The sequence below is a fragment of the Thermodesulfovibrio sp. 1176 genome (genome assembly GCF_029946585.1).
Classification (GTDB): Bacteria; Nitrospirota; Thermodesulfovibrionia; order Thermodesulfovibrionales; family Thermodesulfovibrionaceae; genus Thermodesulfovibrio.
Map to the genome: position 1 here is coordinate 13,156 of NZ_JARZRZ010000005.1, position 17,627 is coordinate 30,782.

Consider the following 17,627-nt stretch of genomic DNA (forward strand, 5'->3'; position numbering starts at 1 on the left):
CTCTCACTTTCATCCTGAGCATTTTTCTGTCATCCTTAAACTCGTTTTCTTTCATCCTGAACTTCTTTTTCTGTCATCTTGAACTTCCTTTCTTGTCATTCTGAGCCTCTTTTTTATCATCCTGAGCCTCTTTTTTTGTCATTCTGAGCCTCTTTTTTTTGTCATTCTGAGTCGAAGGCGAAGAATCTCCTCCTTTTTTTCTGATAGATTCCTCGGGACATTGAGTCCCTCGGAATGACAAAAAGTTGTCATTCTGCACTTCTTTTACCGTCATTCTGATCCTCCTTTATTGTCATTCTGAACGAAGCGATAGCGTAGTGAAGAATCTCCTCTGAATGTTGTCATTCTGAGCGATAGCGAAGAATCCTCCTTTTTTTCAAAGAGATTCCTCTGGGGGATTTACCCCAATCAGAATGACAAAAAGGGTTGTCATTCTGGACTTCTTTATTGTCATTCTGAGCGATAGCGAAGAATCTCCTCTTTTTTTTCTGATAGATTCCTCGGGACATTGAGTCCCTCGGAATGACAAAAAAGGAGGAGACCCTTCGGCTTTGCCTCAGGGTGACAGATGGAGTAGTTATTCTTAAGCACGAAGTACCGAAGAATTTCATCCCTAATCTTTTTACCCCTCAATAGCCATCTTTTCTGTTGCATCCACTATGCTTGCACTCTCTTCTTTACCAATCAGTCTGTCCATATCAAGCAGTATTATTAGCCTGTCTTCAAGCTTTGCAATTCCAGAAATAAATTCACTGCTTACTGAATAAGTCATTGATGGAGGAGGTTCTACTATGTTTGATGATATCCGCAAAACCTCAGATACTGTATCAACTATCAATCCTATTGTTGTCCCCTGAATGTCCATTATCATTATCTTCTGTTTGCTTCTGTCTTCTTCTTCAGCTAATCCAAACATTTTTCTAAGACTTACAACAGGTATTACTTTACCCCTTAAGTTGATTACTCCTTCTACATAATAGGGTGCATTAGGAACCCTTGTTATCTCCTTCATCCTGTTTATTTCCTGCACCTTCAAAATATCAACAGCATACTCCTCCCCTCCAAGAGTAAAAGTTACAAGTTGTAAAATCTGGGATTCCTTTGTCTCCTTTTGCTCCTTTGCTACCAATGCTGTCTGCATATTTTCACCTCCTCTATTTGAATATTCTCTAAAAACTCTAATGTTTAGTAAAATTTTATCAAATCTATAATTAAATTACAATAACTTTTTGCCTAAATTTGGCGATTGCAAAGTTATCTCTTGAGCAGTTTAATTTTTCTTTATGTATCATTCTGATCCGAATTTTATGAATTTTTTATTTTTTGTAAGCCACATCCCCTTTACTTTGGTGAGGGTCAGGTTGACAGATGAATAAGTTATTCTAAGGCACAAAGTGCCGAAGAATCCTCTCTTTTTTCAAGGAGGAGACCCTTCGGGACTTCGTCCCTCAGGGTGACATAAAAGATGGGTTCATTCTGAATAAAGCGTAACCGAAGTGAAGAATCTTCTCCTTATTTTTAATCAGAATAAGTTCCCTCGCCATCAGTTTAAAACAAGAAATCTTAAGTAATGCTCCCTCTGAATACAGTATGAGCTAAGACATCCTAACTTTTAATACCGACTTTTAGATTACCTTAAAATTTCTTTTGGAACATTTTTTACAGAGTCAACTCCTGTAAGAAGCATTGCCTGTTTAAGTTCATTTTTTATTGTTTCAAAATAAAGCTTAAGAGCATCTCTTCCTCCGCCAAATACTGCCACAACAATTGGTCTTCCAATAAGCACAGCATCTGCACCAAGAGCAAGAAGTTTCAATACATCAACACCTGAACGAACTCCACCATCGGCAATAATAGTTATTTTACCCTTGAGTTTGTCAGCAATCTCAGGTAAAACTTCTGCTACACCTGGTGTATGATCGAGAATTCTTCCACCATGATTGGATACAACTATTGCTGAAACACCCAAGTTATATGCTATTTCGGCCTCTTTTAATGTCATAATACCCTTTAATATAAATGGAAGCTTGGTTGATTTAACTAATTCTTCTATCTCCTTTGGAGATTTTGGGCTTACAGGTTGTCCTCTGAGAGCCATTGTAACTAATCCAGCACCATCAATATCAACGCCAACAGCTAATGCTTTAGCTTCCTCTGCAAGTCTGATTCTTTTAATTATTTCATCTTGAGCTCTTGGTTTTATTATAGGAATTCCTTTTCCATCATTTTTCTTAATTGCATCAATTCCACTTCCATACATAAGAGGATCTGCACCATCGCCAGTCCATCCAATTGTGCCTGCCATGATGCTACCTGCAATAACTTCTTGAGTGTAAACATCCTCAGTAATAGCTCCACCCATGTTGTATGTTGTTCCTGTGATTGGAGCAGACATTACAGGTAGAGAAAGTTTCTGTCCAAAAATTTCTATTTCTGTATCTGGTTGTCTAACATCATGAATAGTGGAAAGATTAAGTTTTATCCTGTTTAATGCTTCAACATTAGCTTTGAATGAAGAACCTGTTCCAACTCCTCCCATTCCGGGAACTTCTCCTGCGCAGGCAACTCCATTACAAATAGGACATACACGACAGTAGGGTTTTAGTTTTTCTTTTGCTATTTTCTTTACTTCTTGCCAGTTCATTTAATCCTCCTCCTACGAAAAATTTTTGTCAAATATGATATTATAAAACAAAATGGGCGGTTAGCTCAGTTGGGAGAGCGCCAGAATCGCACTCTGGAGGTCGGGGGTTCGACTCCCCTACCGTCCATATAAAATTCCCTGAGATAGTTGAAAAATTTTTAGGGAATTTAAAAATTCATTTTTAAATCTTAAATTATTCTTTTTTCAGTATAAAACTATCCACTTTAGTAGTAGCTAAGCCAAATCCGCCAACATAATTGGTATAGACTCCTACAAAGCCTCTTTTAATTCTGTCAACTGATATAGGAGTCAAGTTTAGTCTTTTTCCATTCCAGTAAATAATTACTTTCCCATCTTTTACTCTAATACCTAATTTATGCCATCCTTCCTTCTTTGGAATTCCACCTGGAATCTCATTCGATCTCCAAATTCTTAGAAAAACTGGAAAATTTCTCGTATCATTGCCAACATAGGCAAGATTGATGCTTGGCTCGGAAGTTTTAAAGTCGCAGACTACTCTGTAAAAATTGCCTTTAATGGGATCAATTAAAAAGGCTAAACCAATAAGAGATCCCTTTGTTCCTTCTGTTATTGGACAATAAATGTAGGATTCAAGATAAAAATTTTCAACCTCTTCAGTAACTGCATAACTTAAACTTGCAAAACCACCAACATTTGAATTTTTCAAAACTCCGATTCCATTGTCCCTATCTGGAGCAGAAGGATCATAAACTCCTTCTAAGTTATCTAAGTTAAAGAAGGGGAAAAAGTTCCATTTAAGCTGAGGCTTTCCATTTGGAAAACTATCTTTATAGATTTCTTCTGCGAACAGAGGATTAAAAAATATAATTACAATCAAAATTGAAAAAATTAATTTCATGGCAATCCGTATCTTTCTTCTTTCCATGGATCAGCGGAGTTACTGTAACCCCGTACTTCCCAGAAACCTGGTTTATCATAAACGGTGAATTCAACAGCCCGAACCCATTTGGCACTCTTATAGGCATATCTCTTTGGAACAACTAATCTTAATGGATAACCATGTTCAAGCGTTAAAGGTTTTCCATCATATTCATAGGCAAAAATTACATCGTCATCTAAAGCTACATCAATTGTAAGATTTGTTGTGTAATCATTTTCAGCATAAACAATTACATATTTAGCTTCATTATGAGGTCTTACAATTTCTGCAATAGTTTTAAAGAGTACCCCTTTCCATAGAAGGTCAAATTTTGACCAGCCTGTAACGCAATGAAAGTCTGTTTTTATCTTAACTGAAGGAAGTTTTAAAAATTCGTAATAGTTAATTTTTAATGGATTATTCACGAGTCCCTTTACTGTAAAATCCCATGTGTTAATATCTATCTCCGGAACAGAGCCATAATGAAGTACAGGAAAATTATCAATTAATCTTTGCCCTGGTGGAAGTCTTCTATGGTTTTTCTCAGTCATTTTGACTTATAAATTTCTTTTATAATTATATCATATTAAGATAAAGAAGTCTTTTAAATTGACAATCATTTCGAAAATTGATATAGTAAATTAAGCAACCTCAAGGAGGCAAAAGTGAGGACCTTAGAACATAGAGTAGAATCCTTAGAAAGCCTGCTTGGTCAATTTATAGTTAATACTGATATTGCATTGCGAAGGTTAGAGAGTGAAATGCAAAAATTCAGGGAAGAAGCTGAAAAAGATAGAAAGGCTTTTGAAGAGAGATTACAACGATATATAGAGGAATCTGAAAAGGACAGAAGAGCATTTCAGGATGAGATGCGGGCATTTCAGGATGAGATGCGGGCATTTAAAGATGAAATGCGGGCATTTAAAGATGAAATGCGGGCATTTAAAGATGAAATGCGGGCATTTAAAGATGAGATGAAGGAATTCAAAGATGAGATGCTGGAATTCAAAAGAAGACAGGAAGAAGAAAACATCAGAAAAAACAAGGAATGGAGCGCTCTTGCAAAGAAAATGGGAACCATTGTTGAAGACCTTATAGCCCCTGCTTTAAGACCTACTCTAAGCAAATACTTCCAATGTGAAGTTATAATGGAAGGACAGAGAATTTTTAGAAGAAAAAATGGTGAAGACTATGAAATAGATGCCATTGCAGGCTGTGAGGATAAAATTTTCATGATAGAGGCTCGTTCAACTCCAAAAGTTGAAGATGTAAAGGAAATAAAGAAGAAAAGCAAAAGATTTTTTGAATTTTTCCCTGAACACACTGGTAAGGAACTAATAATTATTTTTGGTAGTATCATCTTTCCAGAAAATGTGATAAAATATGCAACCAAACAAGGTATTTATGTGCTTGCCTGGAGAGAATGGCAATATATGGATATCCTTAACTTTGATAAGGTAAAAAGCAAGTAACTTTCCAACTATCTTAATTAAAAAGGAGTGTTTTAATGGATATATCTTCTTTAATTCAAAAAAACGAGACAAAGATAATTTTTATAATCCTTGACGGAGTTGGGGGGCTTCCTGTAAATGGAAAAACAGAGCTTGAATCTGCATATAAACCTAATCTTGATGCTCTGGCAAAATCCTCTGCCTGTGGACTTCACATTCCTGTATCTTATGGAATTACACCGGGAAGTGGACCTGGTCATTTTGGAGTTTTTGGATATGATCCCCTAAAATACGAAATTGGTAGAGGTGTTCTTGAAGCATTGGGACTTGATATAGAGCTTAAAAAAACTGATGTAGCATTAAGATGCAATTATGCAACTTTAAAAGATGGTCTCATTATTGACAGAAGAGCAGGTAGAATTTCAACGGAAAAAAATATTGAACTTACAAAAAGATTATCAGATGAGATAAAAGAAATCGATGGAACTGAAATTATTTTAAAATCTGGTAAAGAACATAGATTCTGCCTTGTTATCCGATTCCCCGAAAATATAACAGAGAAAGAGGCAATGGTAACCGATACAGACCCACAAAAGGAAGGAAAACCACCGCTGGAACCTGAGCCATTGAATGAAGAGTCACGAAAAGTTGCAGAAGTTGCAAAAAAATTTATTGAAAGGGCGAAAGAAATTCTAAAAAATGAAGAAAAAGCTAATTATGTTCTTTTAAGAGGATTTTCTGCTTTACCGCCAATCCCATCGTTTGAAGAAAGATATGGACTTAAAGCATGCTCCATAGCAGTATACCCGATGTATAGAGGGATAACAAGACTTCTTGGAATGGAAAATATTCCAGTTGAAGGTGATATTAAGGAAGAAGTTGAAATGGTTAAAAAAGCTTACAAAGACTATGATTTTGTTTTCCTTCACATTAAAAAAATTGATTCCTTTGGTGAGGATGGAAATTTTGAAGGTAAGGTAAAGAAAATTGAAGAGTTTGACAGATTCTTGCCAGAAATTCTTTCATTAAAACCTGATACAGTTGTAATTACAGGAGATCACAGCACACCAAGCCTTCTTAAGGCACATAGCTGGCATCCTGTTCCTTTACTTATAAATTCTCCCTATGTTCTTGGCGGATTAGTAAATGCTTTCACAGAAAGAGAATGTTTTAAAGGTGAGCTTGGAGTAATTCCAGCTACTTCAATAATGCCTTTAGTTCTTGCAAATACTTTGAGGTTGAAGAAGTTTGGAGCATGATTGACAGCCACTGCCATCTTGAAATGTTCAAAAAAGATATACCCCAAGTAATTAAGCATGCCCAAAATGCTGGTGTAAACACTATTATTACCATCTCATCAGATACTGAAAGTCTTGATGAAGCAATTAAAATTGCTGAGCAATATCCCATGGTTTATGCTACAGTAGGCATCCATCCCCATGATGCAAAGGATTTAAATAATGAAATTTTAAAAAAAATTTTTGAATTAAGTAGACATCCCAAAGTTATTGCAATAGGTGAGATAGGTCTTGATTATCACTATGACCATTCACCTCGAGAAATTCAGCGAGAGGCTTTTGCTTCACAGCTTTCCCTTGCAAGGGATGTTGGTCTTCCTGTGGTTATTCATTCAAGAGAAGCCTTTGAAGACACAATAAAAATTTTAAAAGAACAGAATATCAATAAAGGAGTTATGCATTGTTTTAGTGGAAATCTTAATCAGGCAAAAAGAGCAATGGATATGGGATTTTTGATATCAATTTCTGGAGTTGTAACCTTTAAAAATGCAACAAAAATAAAAGAAGTTGCTCGTTTTGTTCCCGATGACTATCTTATGATTGAAACCGATGCACCCTACCTTGCACCCGAACCAATGCGTGGCAAAAGAAATGAACCAGCTTTTTTGATATATACTGCCAAAGCATTGGCAGAATTAAGAGGAGTTACTGTTGAAGATATTGATAGAATAACAACTGTCAATGTAAACAAACTTTTTCAGATTGGAGACCTTCCAAGGTGTGAAATTGCTTATAAAATCAGGGATACCCTTTATCTAAATGTGACAAACAGATGCACAAATATATGTAAATTCTGTGTTAGATTTCATACTGACTATGTAAAGGGACACAATTTAAGGCTTGAAAGGGAACCATCAGCAGAGGAACTTATTGAAGCAGTAGGAGACCCAAAAAAATACAAGGAAATAGTTTTTTGTGGTTACGGTGAGCCCTTTTTAAGACTTGATATTATTAAAAAAGTTGCAAAATGGATAAAGGACAAGGGTGGTAAGGTAAGAATTAATACAAATGGACATGGCAATCTAATTCATGGAAGAAAAATTCTACCAGAGCTTGAAGGACTTATCGATTCCATCTCAGTGAGTCTCAATGCCCATGATAAAGAAACCTACAATAAAGTATGTAATCCCTTCAGAGAGGATGCCTATGATAGTGTTATAGAATTTATAAAGGATGCAAAAAAATATGTTCCCTATGTGCAGGTGACAGTTGTTAATGTTAAAGAAGTTGACCTGAAAAAATGTGCAGAGATTGCAAATTCTATAGGTGTTAAGTTTAAAATAAGGCATCTTGATCAGGTGGGATAAAAATGCTTGAGATCATAAAAAAAGATATTTTACAGGGTTTAAAAACTCTTAATTTCTGGGCAAAAACCATTTCAGAGAGAGTTAAAGTAGAGATTAATATTTTAAGGGTGTTGTCAGAAATCCACAAAATTACAGAAAAAAGAGATGAAATACTTAAAAAATTAGGACAAGAAACCTATAAATCATGGGGAAGTTCTACAAATTTACAGGAAAATGAAAAAATATTCAGTTTTATCAAAGAATTAAAGGAAGTAGAAAAGGAAATAGAGGAGAAAAAAAAGAAACTATCTGATCTTGGAGATGTTACGAAGTGGAATTTGTAATATCTCTAATCTTTGGGTTAGTCGTTGGTTCTTTTTTGAATGTTTGCATATATCGGATTCCAAGAAACATTTCAATAGTTAAACCCTTTTCCTTCTGTCCTGAATGTAAAAATACAATAAAACCCTGGCATAATATCCCTCTTTTAAGTTATATACTACTTAAAGGAAAATGTGCCTCCTGTAGTAGTAAAATTTCCTTTAGATATCCAATTGTAGAGCTTTTAAATGGAATTTTATATGGAATTGCCTATCTACACTTTGGATTAACGCTAGTTCTGCCTTTTATTTTTCTGTTTATATCTGCTCTCATAGTAATATCTTTTATTGATCTTGACTTTCAGATTATTCCCGATGTAATTTCAATTCCTCTGATAATTTGCGGATTAGTTATATCTGTCCTGCCTCATAGTTTAGATGGATTGGTATCGAATATAAAGGATAGTCTTTTAGGCATTCTTTTTGGCGGAGGAAGCCTTTTTATAGTAGCTCTTTTAAGCAGGGGTGGTATGGGAGGAGGCGATATTAAGCTTAATGCAGGTATTGGTGCTATACTGGGCTGGCAGAATGCTTTATTAACAGTATTTATAGGTAGTTTAATTGGTAGTATTGTTGGGATTATAATTCTTAAAAAAACAGGCAATAGAAAAATCCCCTTTGGACCTTTTCTTTCTCTTGGTGCTCTGGTAAGTCTGTTTTGGGGACAGTCAATTTTAAGATTATATTTGGGATGAATTAATTCTTCTGTCATCCTGTTTTACTGTCACCCTGAACCCTTCGGCTTTGCTCAGAGCCTGCCCTGAACGAAGGGAAGGGATAAACTCCGTGAAAGGTCTCCTTTTGTCATTCCGAAGGGGTAAATCTCCCAGAGGAATCTCTCAGAAAAAAAGGATCCTTCAGGCTAACGCCCTCAGAATTACGGTAAAGGAGGAACGAGATCCTTCGCTTAAGATCGTGATTATACCCAATATTCATAATATACGATTAATATACGATGACAGAAAAAGGGAACAGAATGACACATTAATTAATAAATGTTAAAATTATACAGAACCTTTTCAGAGGGGAAGATAAAAAATGAAAAAGAAAATTCTTTACATATCAGTTGGTTTAATATTAGTTTTTATAATCCTATGGTTTACACTCTCTCAAAATAAACAATCAATAAAAATTGGACTTTCTGTAACTCTTACAGGAGTATATCCAGACTTAGGAAGGGAAATAAGAGATGGTGCTTTACTTGCCGTTGAACTCATAAATGAAGAAGGAGAAATAAAGGAAAAACCCTTAAAATTTATTATCAAAGATAACAAATATAATATTGAACAGGCAAAGAAAAACTATAGCGAACTTGTAAATGAAGGAGTAATTGCAGTAATCGGTCCTGCAGCAAGTACAACAGCAAAAGCTCTTTTGCCACTCATAAATGAAAAAAAGATTTTAACAATTGCACCAACTCCCACATCAACTGAACTTGCAGGTTTAGATGATTACATGATTAGATTAAGACCTACAAATAAAGATGATGCTGAAGTATTAGCAAAATATGTTAAAGAAAAAATAAATCCTAAAAAAATTGTCATAGTATATGATACACTAAATCCAATATATACCATAGATTTTGCACAAAATTTTATGCAAAATTTTGGCAAAGATGTGAAATTTTTTCTTATCCCATTTAAGGAAGGTTGGACCGATATAAAAGAACTATCAAAGAAAATCTTAAGTTATTCACCAGATACTGTTTTATTAATTACAGAGGTTTACAATACTGCATTAATTGCTCAAAACTTAAGAATTTTAAATCCAGATATAATACTTCTTTCTTCGCCTTGGGCAAAATTTCAGAGACTTATAGATAATGGTGGAAAAAGAATTGAAGGACTTTTAAGCATTGAAACCTTTGATGAAGAATATAAAGGAGAACTCTATCAAAAATTTAAAAAGAGATTCATTGAAAGATTTGGATACGAACCAGAGATGGGAGCAGTTGTAGGTTTTGAATCAGTAATGATAATAAAGCAGGCAGTTGAAAGTGGTGCAACAAGGGAAAAAATGAAAGAGCTAATAATAAAAACTGGTAGGTTCCAAGGTTTACAGGGAGAGATTGTTATTGACAAATTTGGTGACAGAGTTATAAAACCTTTTGTTGTAAAAGTTGAAAAGGGAAAATGGGTAAGGGTTCAGGAATGAAAAAGACATTTCACTTATATATTCTTGGAGCATTAATTTCCCTCTCTCTCATAATAATATTATTAACCAATGCAGGTTTTCATATTTTTTCAAAAAAACATATTGAACAGGAAAAAAAACAAGATTATGAAACCTACATAAATCTTTTTTCCTTTTATCTTGAAAGGGCAATTTCAGAAAGATACAGAGATTTAGAAGCAATTGCAGGGTTTTTGTCTGCTGAAAATTATAATCGTGAAAAAGTCGAACTTTTACTTTCTCAGAGACCATCAATAAAGCATCTTATTGTTGTTGATAAAGAAGGAGTAGTCAAAGATATTTTTCCAAAAAGACAGGAAATGATAGGTATAGATTTATCATATTCTCCGATTTTTCAAAATGCTAGTAAATCACAATTTTTTGGTCCCCATGTTTTATTAATTGACAAAGAATCTTATTATGTAATGTCAAAACTTACATCAGACAAAATTGTATTAGCCTTTTTAAATGTTCCAGGGATAAATTCTGTTTTAGAAATACTTAAAAATCAAGGAATGTATGCCTTTGTTGTAAATAAAAAGGGAACAGTACTTTTTCATATTAATGAAAAAGTAGTAAATGAAGGGACAAACTGGTCAGATTTAGATTTTGTAAAAAAGGGAATCTCTGGTGTAGCAGAATTAATCGAAGGAAAGATTGACGGAGAAAGATATATATTTAAAGCAGAAAAGATTCCCACATTAGATGGAATAATTTTCATAGGAATGCCCTATTATAGTGCATTCTCTGTAATTTATGGTTTAAGAGAAAATATGATTCTTATTTTATTAGTTTCTTTATTTCTTTCCATTGCAATAAGCTTAATACTATCAAGGGAATTATCAAAACCCATAAAGGAAATATTAAAGATGATTAAAAAAATACAAGAGGGACAATTTAATGTTTCTCCCTATAAATCGGGATTAGACGAATTAGATACAGTCTCTTATAATCTTTCTCAGATGGCAAAAAGCATATATGACAGAGAAATGAAACTTCAAAAAATATTTGATTCTTCCATTGATACAATAGTTCTTTCTACTACAGAAGGTGATATTCTTGATATAAATGAAGCAGGATTAAAAATGTTTGGATACGAAAATAAAGAAGAAATATTAAAAATAAAAGCCTGGCAGATTTATCACGATATCGGTCAGCGATTAGAAATTTTAAAGGAATTAGAATTAAAGGGTTATGTTAAAGATTTTGAAGTTACCTTTAAAAGAAAAAATGGTGAACCCTTTTATGCTCTTTTATCATCTTCAGTTGTTCGAGATGAAAAAGAAGGAATTCTTTTTATTGTTTCATCAATAAAGGATATAACAGAAAAAAGAAAACTTCAGGAACAACTCTTTCAAGCCCAAAAAATGGAAAGTATTGGAAGACTTACAGGCTCTATTGCCCACGACTTTAACAACATTCTGTCAGTAATCTCAGGAAGCAATCAACTTATTCAGATGATTACAAAGGATAATCCCCAGATACAAAGACATACAGAAAATATATCAAAGGGTGTTGAAAGAGCAAAGGATTTTATAAGAAAACTCCTTGTTTTTACGAAAAGTCAACCAATGGAATTTAAAGTCTATGACATTAACGAACTTCTTAAGGAGGAAATTAAACTTTTAACGCCCACATTAAGGGAGGACATTTCTTTTGAATTTGAACTCTTTGATAAACCCTTATCAGTAAGCCTTGACAGAACCCAATTTACCCAGATTTTACTTAACTTAACAGTTAATGCAATAGATGCAATGCCTTATGGTGGGATGATAAAAATTGTAGTTGAACACAAGAAATTTGATGCTGATGCAAAAAGAGTATATCCTTTCGCAAAGATAGGAGATTATGCATGTATAAGTTTTACTGACACAGGTAAAGGAATACCAAAGGATATTATAGATAAGATTTTTGATCCCTTTTTTACAACAAAAACAGAAGGCACTGGTTTAGGACTTTCAACTGTATATTCAATAATTCATCAACATAAAGGATTTATAAATGTTTACAGTGAAGAAGGAAAAGGAACGACTTTCAGAATATATTTACCTCTTATGGAAAGGGAGGAAAAATTATTTGAAGAAAAGGATGAGGATATATCAGTTGAGATAAAAAGTATTCTTCTTGTTGAGGATAACAATGAAGTTAGAGCTGTTGTTGAGGAAATGTTAAAGAGCATAGAATTAAATGTTGTTTCTTTCTCAAATGGATTTGAAGCATTAGAAAAGTTTAAAAAAATAAAAGACGAAATTGACCTGTGCCTTTTTGATGTTGTAATGCCTTCAATTGGAGGAGCAGAACTTTATAAAAAGTTTAAGAAAATAAAACCTGACGTAAAAGTCCTATTTATGACAGGTTATGCAAACAATGTTGCCCAGATAAATGCCTTGATTAAAGAAGGTATGAAAATAATAAACAAACCCTTCACAATATCTGAATTTAAAAAGAAAATATCTGAGATTAAGTAAACAAATCAGGCGATACTTTATTTTATGCTTTTAGCATTATGTTAAAATAAACTAATGTTTGATTTCATAGAAGGTAAGGTTGTTTCTGTTAAGCCTGATAGAGTTGTAATTCAGGTTGGAGGATTAGGATTTTCAGTTAAGGTACCCATTAGAGTTTCTCAGGACATTAATAAAGATAAGGATATTCTTCTTTATACTTCTTTAAATTTAAAAGAAGACTCCATTGAACTTTATGGTTTTTTAGAAAGCCATGAAAGAGAGCTTTTTGAAGAATTAATTAAAATCTCTGGAGTAGGTGTAAGAATGGCAATGAATATTATTTCTACCTATGATAGAAAAACTTTACAGGAAATAATTGATAAGGAAGATATTAAATCTTTAAGTAAAGTGCCTGGAATTGGTAAAAAGACAGCTCAAAGAATTCTCCTTGAATTAAAAGGTGTATTACCATCCCTTGTTTATGAAAAGGATCAGATTTACGAGGATATTTTGTCTGCTTTAGTAAACTTAGGGTATAAAAAAACTGAGGCAAAGGAGGTTTTAGATAAGATTTACAGTAAAGATAAAAATGAAGGAACGATTATAAAAGAATGCTTAGCAGTACTTGCAGGTAAACATGGAGAATAACGAACTTTTAGATATTACTCTAAGGCCTAAGACATTAAAAGAATTTATAGGGCAAAAAAAAATAAAGGAAAATATTGAAGTTTTCATAAAAGCAGCCCTTTTAAGAGGAGAACCCCTTGATCATGTCCTTTTTTGTGGTCCTCCTGGACTTGGGAAAACCACTCTTGCAACTGTTATAGCCAATGAACTTGGTGTTAATATTAAAAGCACTTCTGGTCCGGTTCTTGAAAGAGCTGGGGATGTTGCGGCGATTCTTACAAATCTTTCTGACAGAGATATTCTATTTATTGATGAAATTCACAGACTCCCAAGAATGGTTGAAGAGATTTTGTATCCTGCAATGGAAGATTTTAATCTTGACATTATTGTAGGACAAGGACCTTCTGCTCGCTCAATAAAAATTAATCTTCCAAGATTCACACTAATTGGTGCCACTACAAGAACAGGTTTAATCACTTCACCTTTAAGAGATCGTTTCGGAGTTGTCTTTAGACTTGAATTTTATGCTCCTGAGGAGCTTAAAGAAATTGTAAAAAGGTCAGCAAGAATCTTAGGAATTCCAATAGAAGAAGATGCTGCTTCAGAGATTGCTCGAAGGTCTCGTGGTACTCCAAGAGTGGCAAACAGATTACTTAAAAGAATCAGGGATTTTGCTCAAGTTAAAAATAAAGAAACAATTGATTTATCTATAGCAAAAGAAGCACTCCATGCAATGGATGTTGATGACTATGGGTTAGATGATATGGATAGAAAAATTCTTCTTACAATAATTGAAAAATTCAATGGTGGACCAGCTGGAATAGAATCTATTGCAGCCTCTTTAAGAGAAGATAAAGATACAATTGAAGATGTCTATGAACCCTATTTAATGCAAGAAGGATTTATTGAAAGAACTGCAAGAGGCAGGGTTGCTACCCGATTAGCCTATGAAGTATTGAAAAAAAGAATACCAGAAAGGTTATTTTAAACATGGAAATTTTACTTCACTCTTGTTGCAGTAATTGTGCTATTTATCCTCTTGAATCTCTGAAAGATAAAGGATTTAAAATTACTCTTTATTGGTATAATCCCAATATTCATCCCTATACAGAATATATGATGAGGCTTGATTCTTTAAAAAAACTTGAAAAACTCTGGAATCTCTCTGTTATTTATGATGAAGATTACAGAGATTTTTATAAGTTTATTCGTATGGTTTCAGGAAGAGAAAAAGAAAGATGTCTAATTTGCTATAAATTGAGACTTGAAAAAACAGCAAAAAAAGCAAAAGAAACAGGAATTAAAAATTTTACAACAACTCTTTTGGTAAGTCCCTATCAAAAGTTTGATAAAATAATAGAAATTGGTAAAGAAGTTGGAGAAGCCTTTGGGGTTAATTTCTATGCAGAGGATTTTAGAAAAGGGTTTTCAAAGGCAATGCAATTAAGTAAAGTACTTGAACTATACAAACAGCGATATTGTGGTTGTATTTATTCAGAAGCGGAGAGATATTTAAAGGTGATTAACTATGAATGAGATTGGTAAATTTTTAATTCTAATTGGAGCAGTAACAGTATTGCTCGGATTGCTCCTTATGGTTATTGGGAAAATTCCTTTAATTGGAAGGCTTCCTGGTGATATTGTAATTGAAAAGAGAAATTTCGTACTTTATCTGCCTATAGGTACTTCAATACTTTTAAGCATTCTATTTAGTTTAATCTTTTACTTTTTGAGCAAGCGATGAATTTTTTAAGTCTAATTTTTATATTATCATTGATATTGATTTTTTCTAATGGAGCCTATACAGCAGAAAAAAATGATATTTCCTTTATTCGTGTTCTTCTTGGAGAGAGAAGACCTTCCTCAACAGATTTAGAAAAAGTAAAAAAAGTTTCTGCAAAAGCATTTGTAAAGGGATCAAAATATGAAGGGCAAATTGAACTATGGAAGGACAATGATGGATACTATCTTATAAATGTTGTTGAACTTGAAGATTATGTAAAGGGGGTAGTTGCATCAGAAGTAGGAGTGAATTGGCCTAAAGAGGCATTAAAAGCCCAGGCTGTTTTAGCAAGAACATATGCTTTAGCTCACATAATACGAAACAGAAACAAAAGTTTTTATGATGTAACTTCTTCTGTGTTCCATCAGGTTTATAAAGGAGAAGAAACAACAGAAGAAGTAGAAAATGCAGTTAATGAAACAAAAGGTCAAATTCTCACTTACAATGGTGAACCAATTATGGCTTTTTATCATGCCTGCAGCGTAGGACAAACTGAAGATCCAAAGGAGGTTTTCGGAAGAGAATACCCCTACCTTAAGCCTGTTGAAGTACCCTCTACTCCATCACCATATACATTATGGGAGAAAAAAATACCTTTTGAAATCCTTGCAAAAGCCTTATCAATGAACAATATAAATAATGTTAAAATTCTAAGTTATACATCAACAGGAAGAGTGAAAGAATTAGAATTCACAAATGGAAAGAATAAAAAAGTAATAAAAGCAACAGAATTAAGAAGACTTCTTCAATGGACTACTCTTCCAAGTACTAAAATAAATTCTATAAAAATCGAAGAAGATGGGATAGTATTCGAAGGATGCGGATTTGGTCATGGAGTTGGAATGTGTCAATGGTGTGCTTTTCAGATGGCACAGGAAGGAAACAATTACAAAGAAATACTTCAATATTTTTACCCGAACACAGAAATATCTCAAATCAATGAAAATAATTGAACTTGATTATCCACTACCAGCAGATTTAATTGCTCAGAAACCTCTTGAGCAAAGAGATCAATCAAGACTTCTTGTTCTTCATAAAGATTCTGGGGAAATAGAACATAAAATTTTTTCAGAAATTGTTGAATATTTTCATGAGGAAGACATAATTATCATCAATAACACAAAAGTTATTCCCGCTCGACTTATTGCTACAAAACCAACAGGAGGGAAAATAGAGATTCTTCTTATCAGGCAAAAAGAAGCTTCATCTCACTATGTAGTATGGGAAGTAATAAAAAAGGGAGAATATGAAGGTGAAATTTTTATCGATGAAATTAGCGCTGAACTAAGAAAATCAGAGGGATGGCAGATTGTTTTCAAAAATATGAATGCTGAAGATGTGCAAAATCTTATAAATGAAAAAGGATTTATGCCTTTACCTCCCTATATTAAAAGAAAGCCCGATCAATCTGACAAACAACACTATCAGACCGTTTATGCAAAGAAGAGTGGTTCTATTGCAGCACCTACAGCAGGATTACATTTTACAAAGGAACTACTCGAAAAAATTGTAAACAAAGGAGTAAAACTGCTTGAGATAACCCTTCATGTTGGAGTCGGAACTTTTAAGCCAATAAAAGTTGAGAATTTAAAGGAACATAAAATGGATTCTGAATATTTTGAAATAGAAAAAACCGTGATAGAAGAAATTTATTCAGCTAAAAAGAAAGGTAAAAGGATTTTTTCTGTTGGTACCACCACAACAAGAGCACTGGAAGGTTATGCTTCTCAGATATACGAAGATATGGGTTCGGATAATGAAAAAATAAAAGGTAATACAGATATTTTTATTTATCCTGGATATAAATTTAAAATTATAGATGCATTAATTACAAACTTTCATTTACCAAAATCAACTCCTCTTGCTCTGGTTTCTGCCTTATGTGATATTGAAAAAGTTAAAAAAGCTTACATGGAAGCCATAGAAAAAAGGTATAGATTTTTTTCCTATGGTGATGCTATGTTAATCATATGAAACAAAAAGGTGAGGAACTTTTAGTAATGAACAAAAAAATATTTTTTGCAATTTTATTAGGTATTGCATTAATTGGAATAGCAATTGGTTATACTCTGGGATATATTACAGCTCCTATAAAAGAAGTATATATCCAAAAAACTGAAGACTCAGAAAAAACAGTTCTATCAACACCTGTTGGGACAGCCTTCGCAAATAAAAATGAAACTTCTCAACCAAAAACTGAAGATAATGTAGAAAAACCTCCTCAAAAGGATGAAAAAAATATACCTACACCAAAGATAGAAGTAGCAGAAAAGCAACAACAGGAAAAGAAATCAGAAAACATGGAAACTAAAACACAAATACAAGCTTTAGAACAAAGAGAAAAACATGAAGTTTTAAAAAAATCTTTTACAACAGCTAAATCTAAAACTATTAAAAAATCAACTTATACAATTCAAGTAGGAGCTTTTTCAGAAATGACAAATGTTTATAATTTAAAAGAAAGATTGAAAAAAGCAGGATATGACAGTTTTCTGGTTAAAGAGGATTTATATAAAGTCAGAATAGGGAAATATGAGAGGTTCTCAATGGCAAAGAAAATATCTCAGGAATTGCATGCCAAAGGATTTGAAAATTTTATAATTAAAAGCTCTACTAAAGGAGGAAAGTCATAGCCCGC

At 33.3% G+C, this 17,627-nt stretch carries 19 protein-coding genes and 1 tRNA gene; 15 read left to right on the top strand and 5 right to left on the bottom strand.

The genetic code is table 11. The annotated features are described in order from the left end of the window. Positions 1-73: 73 nt before the first annotated feature. The 3 genes from QI155_RS08840 to QI155_RS08850 all read right to left on the bottom strand — a co-directional run bounded on the left by QI155_RS08840 (position 74) and on the right by QI155_RS08850 (position 2,644). Positions 74-274 (bottom strand): hypothetical protein, encoded by a 201-nt coding sequence (locus QI155_RS08840; protein ID WP_281321455.1) that lies wholly within the window; start codon positions 272-274, stop codon positions 74-76. A gap of 348 nt (positions 275-622) precedes the next feature. Then, positions 623-1,141 carry a chemotaxis protein CheW gene (locus QI155_RS08845; protein WP_068861682.1) on the bottom strand — a complete coding sequence of 173 codons (519 nt, stop codon included), beginning with the start codon at positions 1,139-1,141 and terminating at the stop codon, positions 623-625. Positions 1,142-1,630: 489 nt separating this feature from the next. Next, positions 1,631-2,644: an alpha-hydroxy-acid oxidizing protein gene (locus QI155_RS08850; protein ID WP_068861718.1), complete on the bottom strand. Its 1,014-nt coding sequence runs from the start codon at positions 2,642-2,644 to the stop codon at positions 1,631-1,633. Positions 2,645-2,698: 54 nt separating this feature from the next. On the opposite strand from QI155_RS08850, the gene QI155_RS08855 reads away from it, so the two are divergent. Next, positions 2,699-2,771 (top strand) — tRNA-Ala (locus QI155_RS08855). 66 nt (positions 2,772-2,837) lie between these two features. On the opposite strand, the gene QI155_RS08860 is transcribed toward QI155_RS08855, so the two are convergent. Both QI155_RS08860 and QI155_RS08865 read right to left on the bottom strand, forming a co-directional pair. Further along, the gene (locus QI155_RS08860) at positions 2,838-3,524 is read right to left on the bottom strand and encodes a hypothetical protein (RefSeq protein WP_143600894.1); all 687 of its coding nucleotides are present in this window, start codon (positions 3,522-3,524) and stop codon (positions 2,838-2,840) included. Continuing rightward, a complete protein-coding gene (locus QI155_RS08865) occupies positions 3,521-4,096 on the bottom strand; it encodes a sulfite oxidase-like oxidoreductase (RefSeq protein ID WP_068861716.1) in 576 nt (191 codons plus the stop codon). Before QI155_RS08865 ends, QI155_RS08860 begins: the two co-directional genes overlap by 4 nt. Positions 4,097-4,210: 114 nt before the next feature. Here QI155_RS08865 and QI155_RS08870 point away from each other — a divergent pair, with 114 nt between their 5' ends. The 14 genes from QI155_RS08870 (at position 4,211) to QI155_RS08935 (ending at position 17,622) form a co-directional block, all read left to right on the top strand. After that, the gene (locus tag QI155_RS08870) at positions 4,211-5,017 is read left to right on the top strand and encodes a hypothetical protein (protein WP_281321456.1); all 807 of its coding nucleotides are present in this window, start codon (positions 4,211-4,213) and stop codon (positions 5,015-5,017) included. 35 nt (positions 5,018-5,052) lie between these two features. Then, positions 5,053-6,255 carry a 2,3-bisphosphoglycerate-independent phosphoglycerate mutase gene (locus QI155_RS08875; RefSeq protein ID WP_281321457.1) on the top strand — a complete coding sequence of 401 codons (1,203 nt, stop codon included), beginning with the start codon at positions 5,053-5,055 and terminating at the stop codon, positions 6,253-6,255. Further along, a complete protein-coding gene (locus QI155_RS08880; protein ID WP_281321458.1) occupies positions 6,252-7,601 on the top strand; it encodes a TatD family hydrolase in 1,350 nt (449 codons plus the stop codon). Before QI155_RS08875 ends, QI155_RS08880 begins: the two co-directional genes overlap by 4 nt. Before the next feature lie 2 nt (positions 7,602-7,603). Then, a complete protein-coding gene (locus tag QI155_RS08885) occupies positions 7,604-7,924 on the top strand; it encodes a hypothetical protein (RefSeq protein ID WP_068861782.1) in 321 nt (106 codons plus the stop codon). Next, a complete protein-coding gene (locus QI155_RS08890; RefSeq protein ID WP_068861781.1) occupies positions 7,912-8,655 on the top strand; it encodes an A24 family peptidase in 744 nt (247 codons plus the stop codon). The genes QI155_RS08885 and QI155_RS08890 overlap by 13 nt, the downstream gene beginning before the upstream one ends. Before the next feature lie 343 nt (positions 8,656-8,998). Next, positions 8,999-10,114, top strand: coding sequence for an ABC transporter substrate-binding protein (locus QI155_RS08895; protein ID WP_281321459.1), 1,116 nt, complete (start codon positions 8,999-9,001; stop codon positions 10,112-10,114). After that, a complete protein-coding gene (locus QI155_RS08900; protein ID WP_281321460.1) occupies positions 10,111-12,600 on the top strand; it encodes an ATP-binding protein in 2,490 nt (829 codons plus the stop codon). The genes QI155_RS08895 and QI155_RS08900 overlap by 4 nt, the downstream gene beginning before the upstream one ends. A 54-nt stretch (positions 12,601-12,654) precedes the next feature. Then, positions 12,655-13,227, top strand: a complete 573-nt coding sequence (ruvA, locus tag QI155_RS08905; RefSeq protein WP_068860208.1) for a Holliday junction branch migration protein RuvA — start codon at positions 12,655-12,657, stop codon at positions 13,225-13,227. Beyond that, positions 13,217-14,194, top strand: a complete 978-nt coding sequence (ruvB, locus tag QI155_RS08910; RefSeq protein ID WP_281321461.1) for a Holliday junction branch migration DNA helicase RuvB — start codon at positions 13,217-13,219, stop codon at positions 14,192-14,194. The genes ruvA and ruvB overlap by 11 nt, the downstream gene beginning before the upstream one ends. A 2-nt stretch (positions 14,195-14,196) precedes the next feature. Further along, positions 14,197-14,742, top strand: a complete 546-nt coding sequence (locus QI155_RS08915; RefSeq protein ID WP_068860210.1) for an epoxyqueuosine reductase QueH — start codon at positions 14,197-14,199, stop codon at positions 14,740-14,742. Next, positions 14,735-14,950, top strand: coding sequence for a DUF2905 domain-containing protein (locus QI155_RS08920; RefSeq protein WP_068860212.1), 216 nt, complete (start codon positions 14,735-14,737; stop codon positions 14,948-14,950). Before QI155_RS08915 ends, QI155_RS08920 begins: the two co-directional genes overlap by 8 nt. After that, a complete protein-coding gene (locus QI155_RS08925) occupies positions 14,947-15,942 on the top strand; it encodes a SpoIID/LytB domain-containing protein (RefSeq protein WP_068860214.1) in 996 nt (331 codons plus the stop codon). Before QI155_RS08920 ends, QI155_RS08925 begins: the two co-directional genes overlap by 4 nt. Next, entirely contained in the window at positions 15,929-16,963 is a 1,035-nt protein-coding gene (queA, locus tag QI155_RS08930) for a tRNA preQ1(34) S-adenosylmethionine ribosyltransferase-isomerase QueA (protein WP_068860217.1), read from the top strand. The genes QI155_RS08925 and queA overlap by 14 nt, the downstream gene beginning before the upstream one ends. Beyond that, entirely contained in the window at positions 16,960-17,622 is a 663-nt protein-coding gene (locus QI155_RS08935; protein WP_068860219.1) for an SPOR domain-containing protein, read from the top strand. The genes queA and QI155_RS08935 overlap by 4 nt, the downstream gene beginning before the upstream one ends. Positions 17,623-17,627 lie beyond the last annotated feature (5 nt).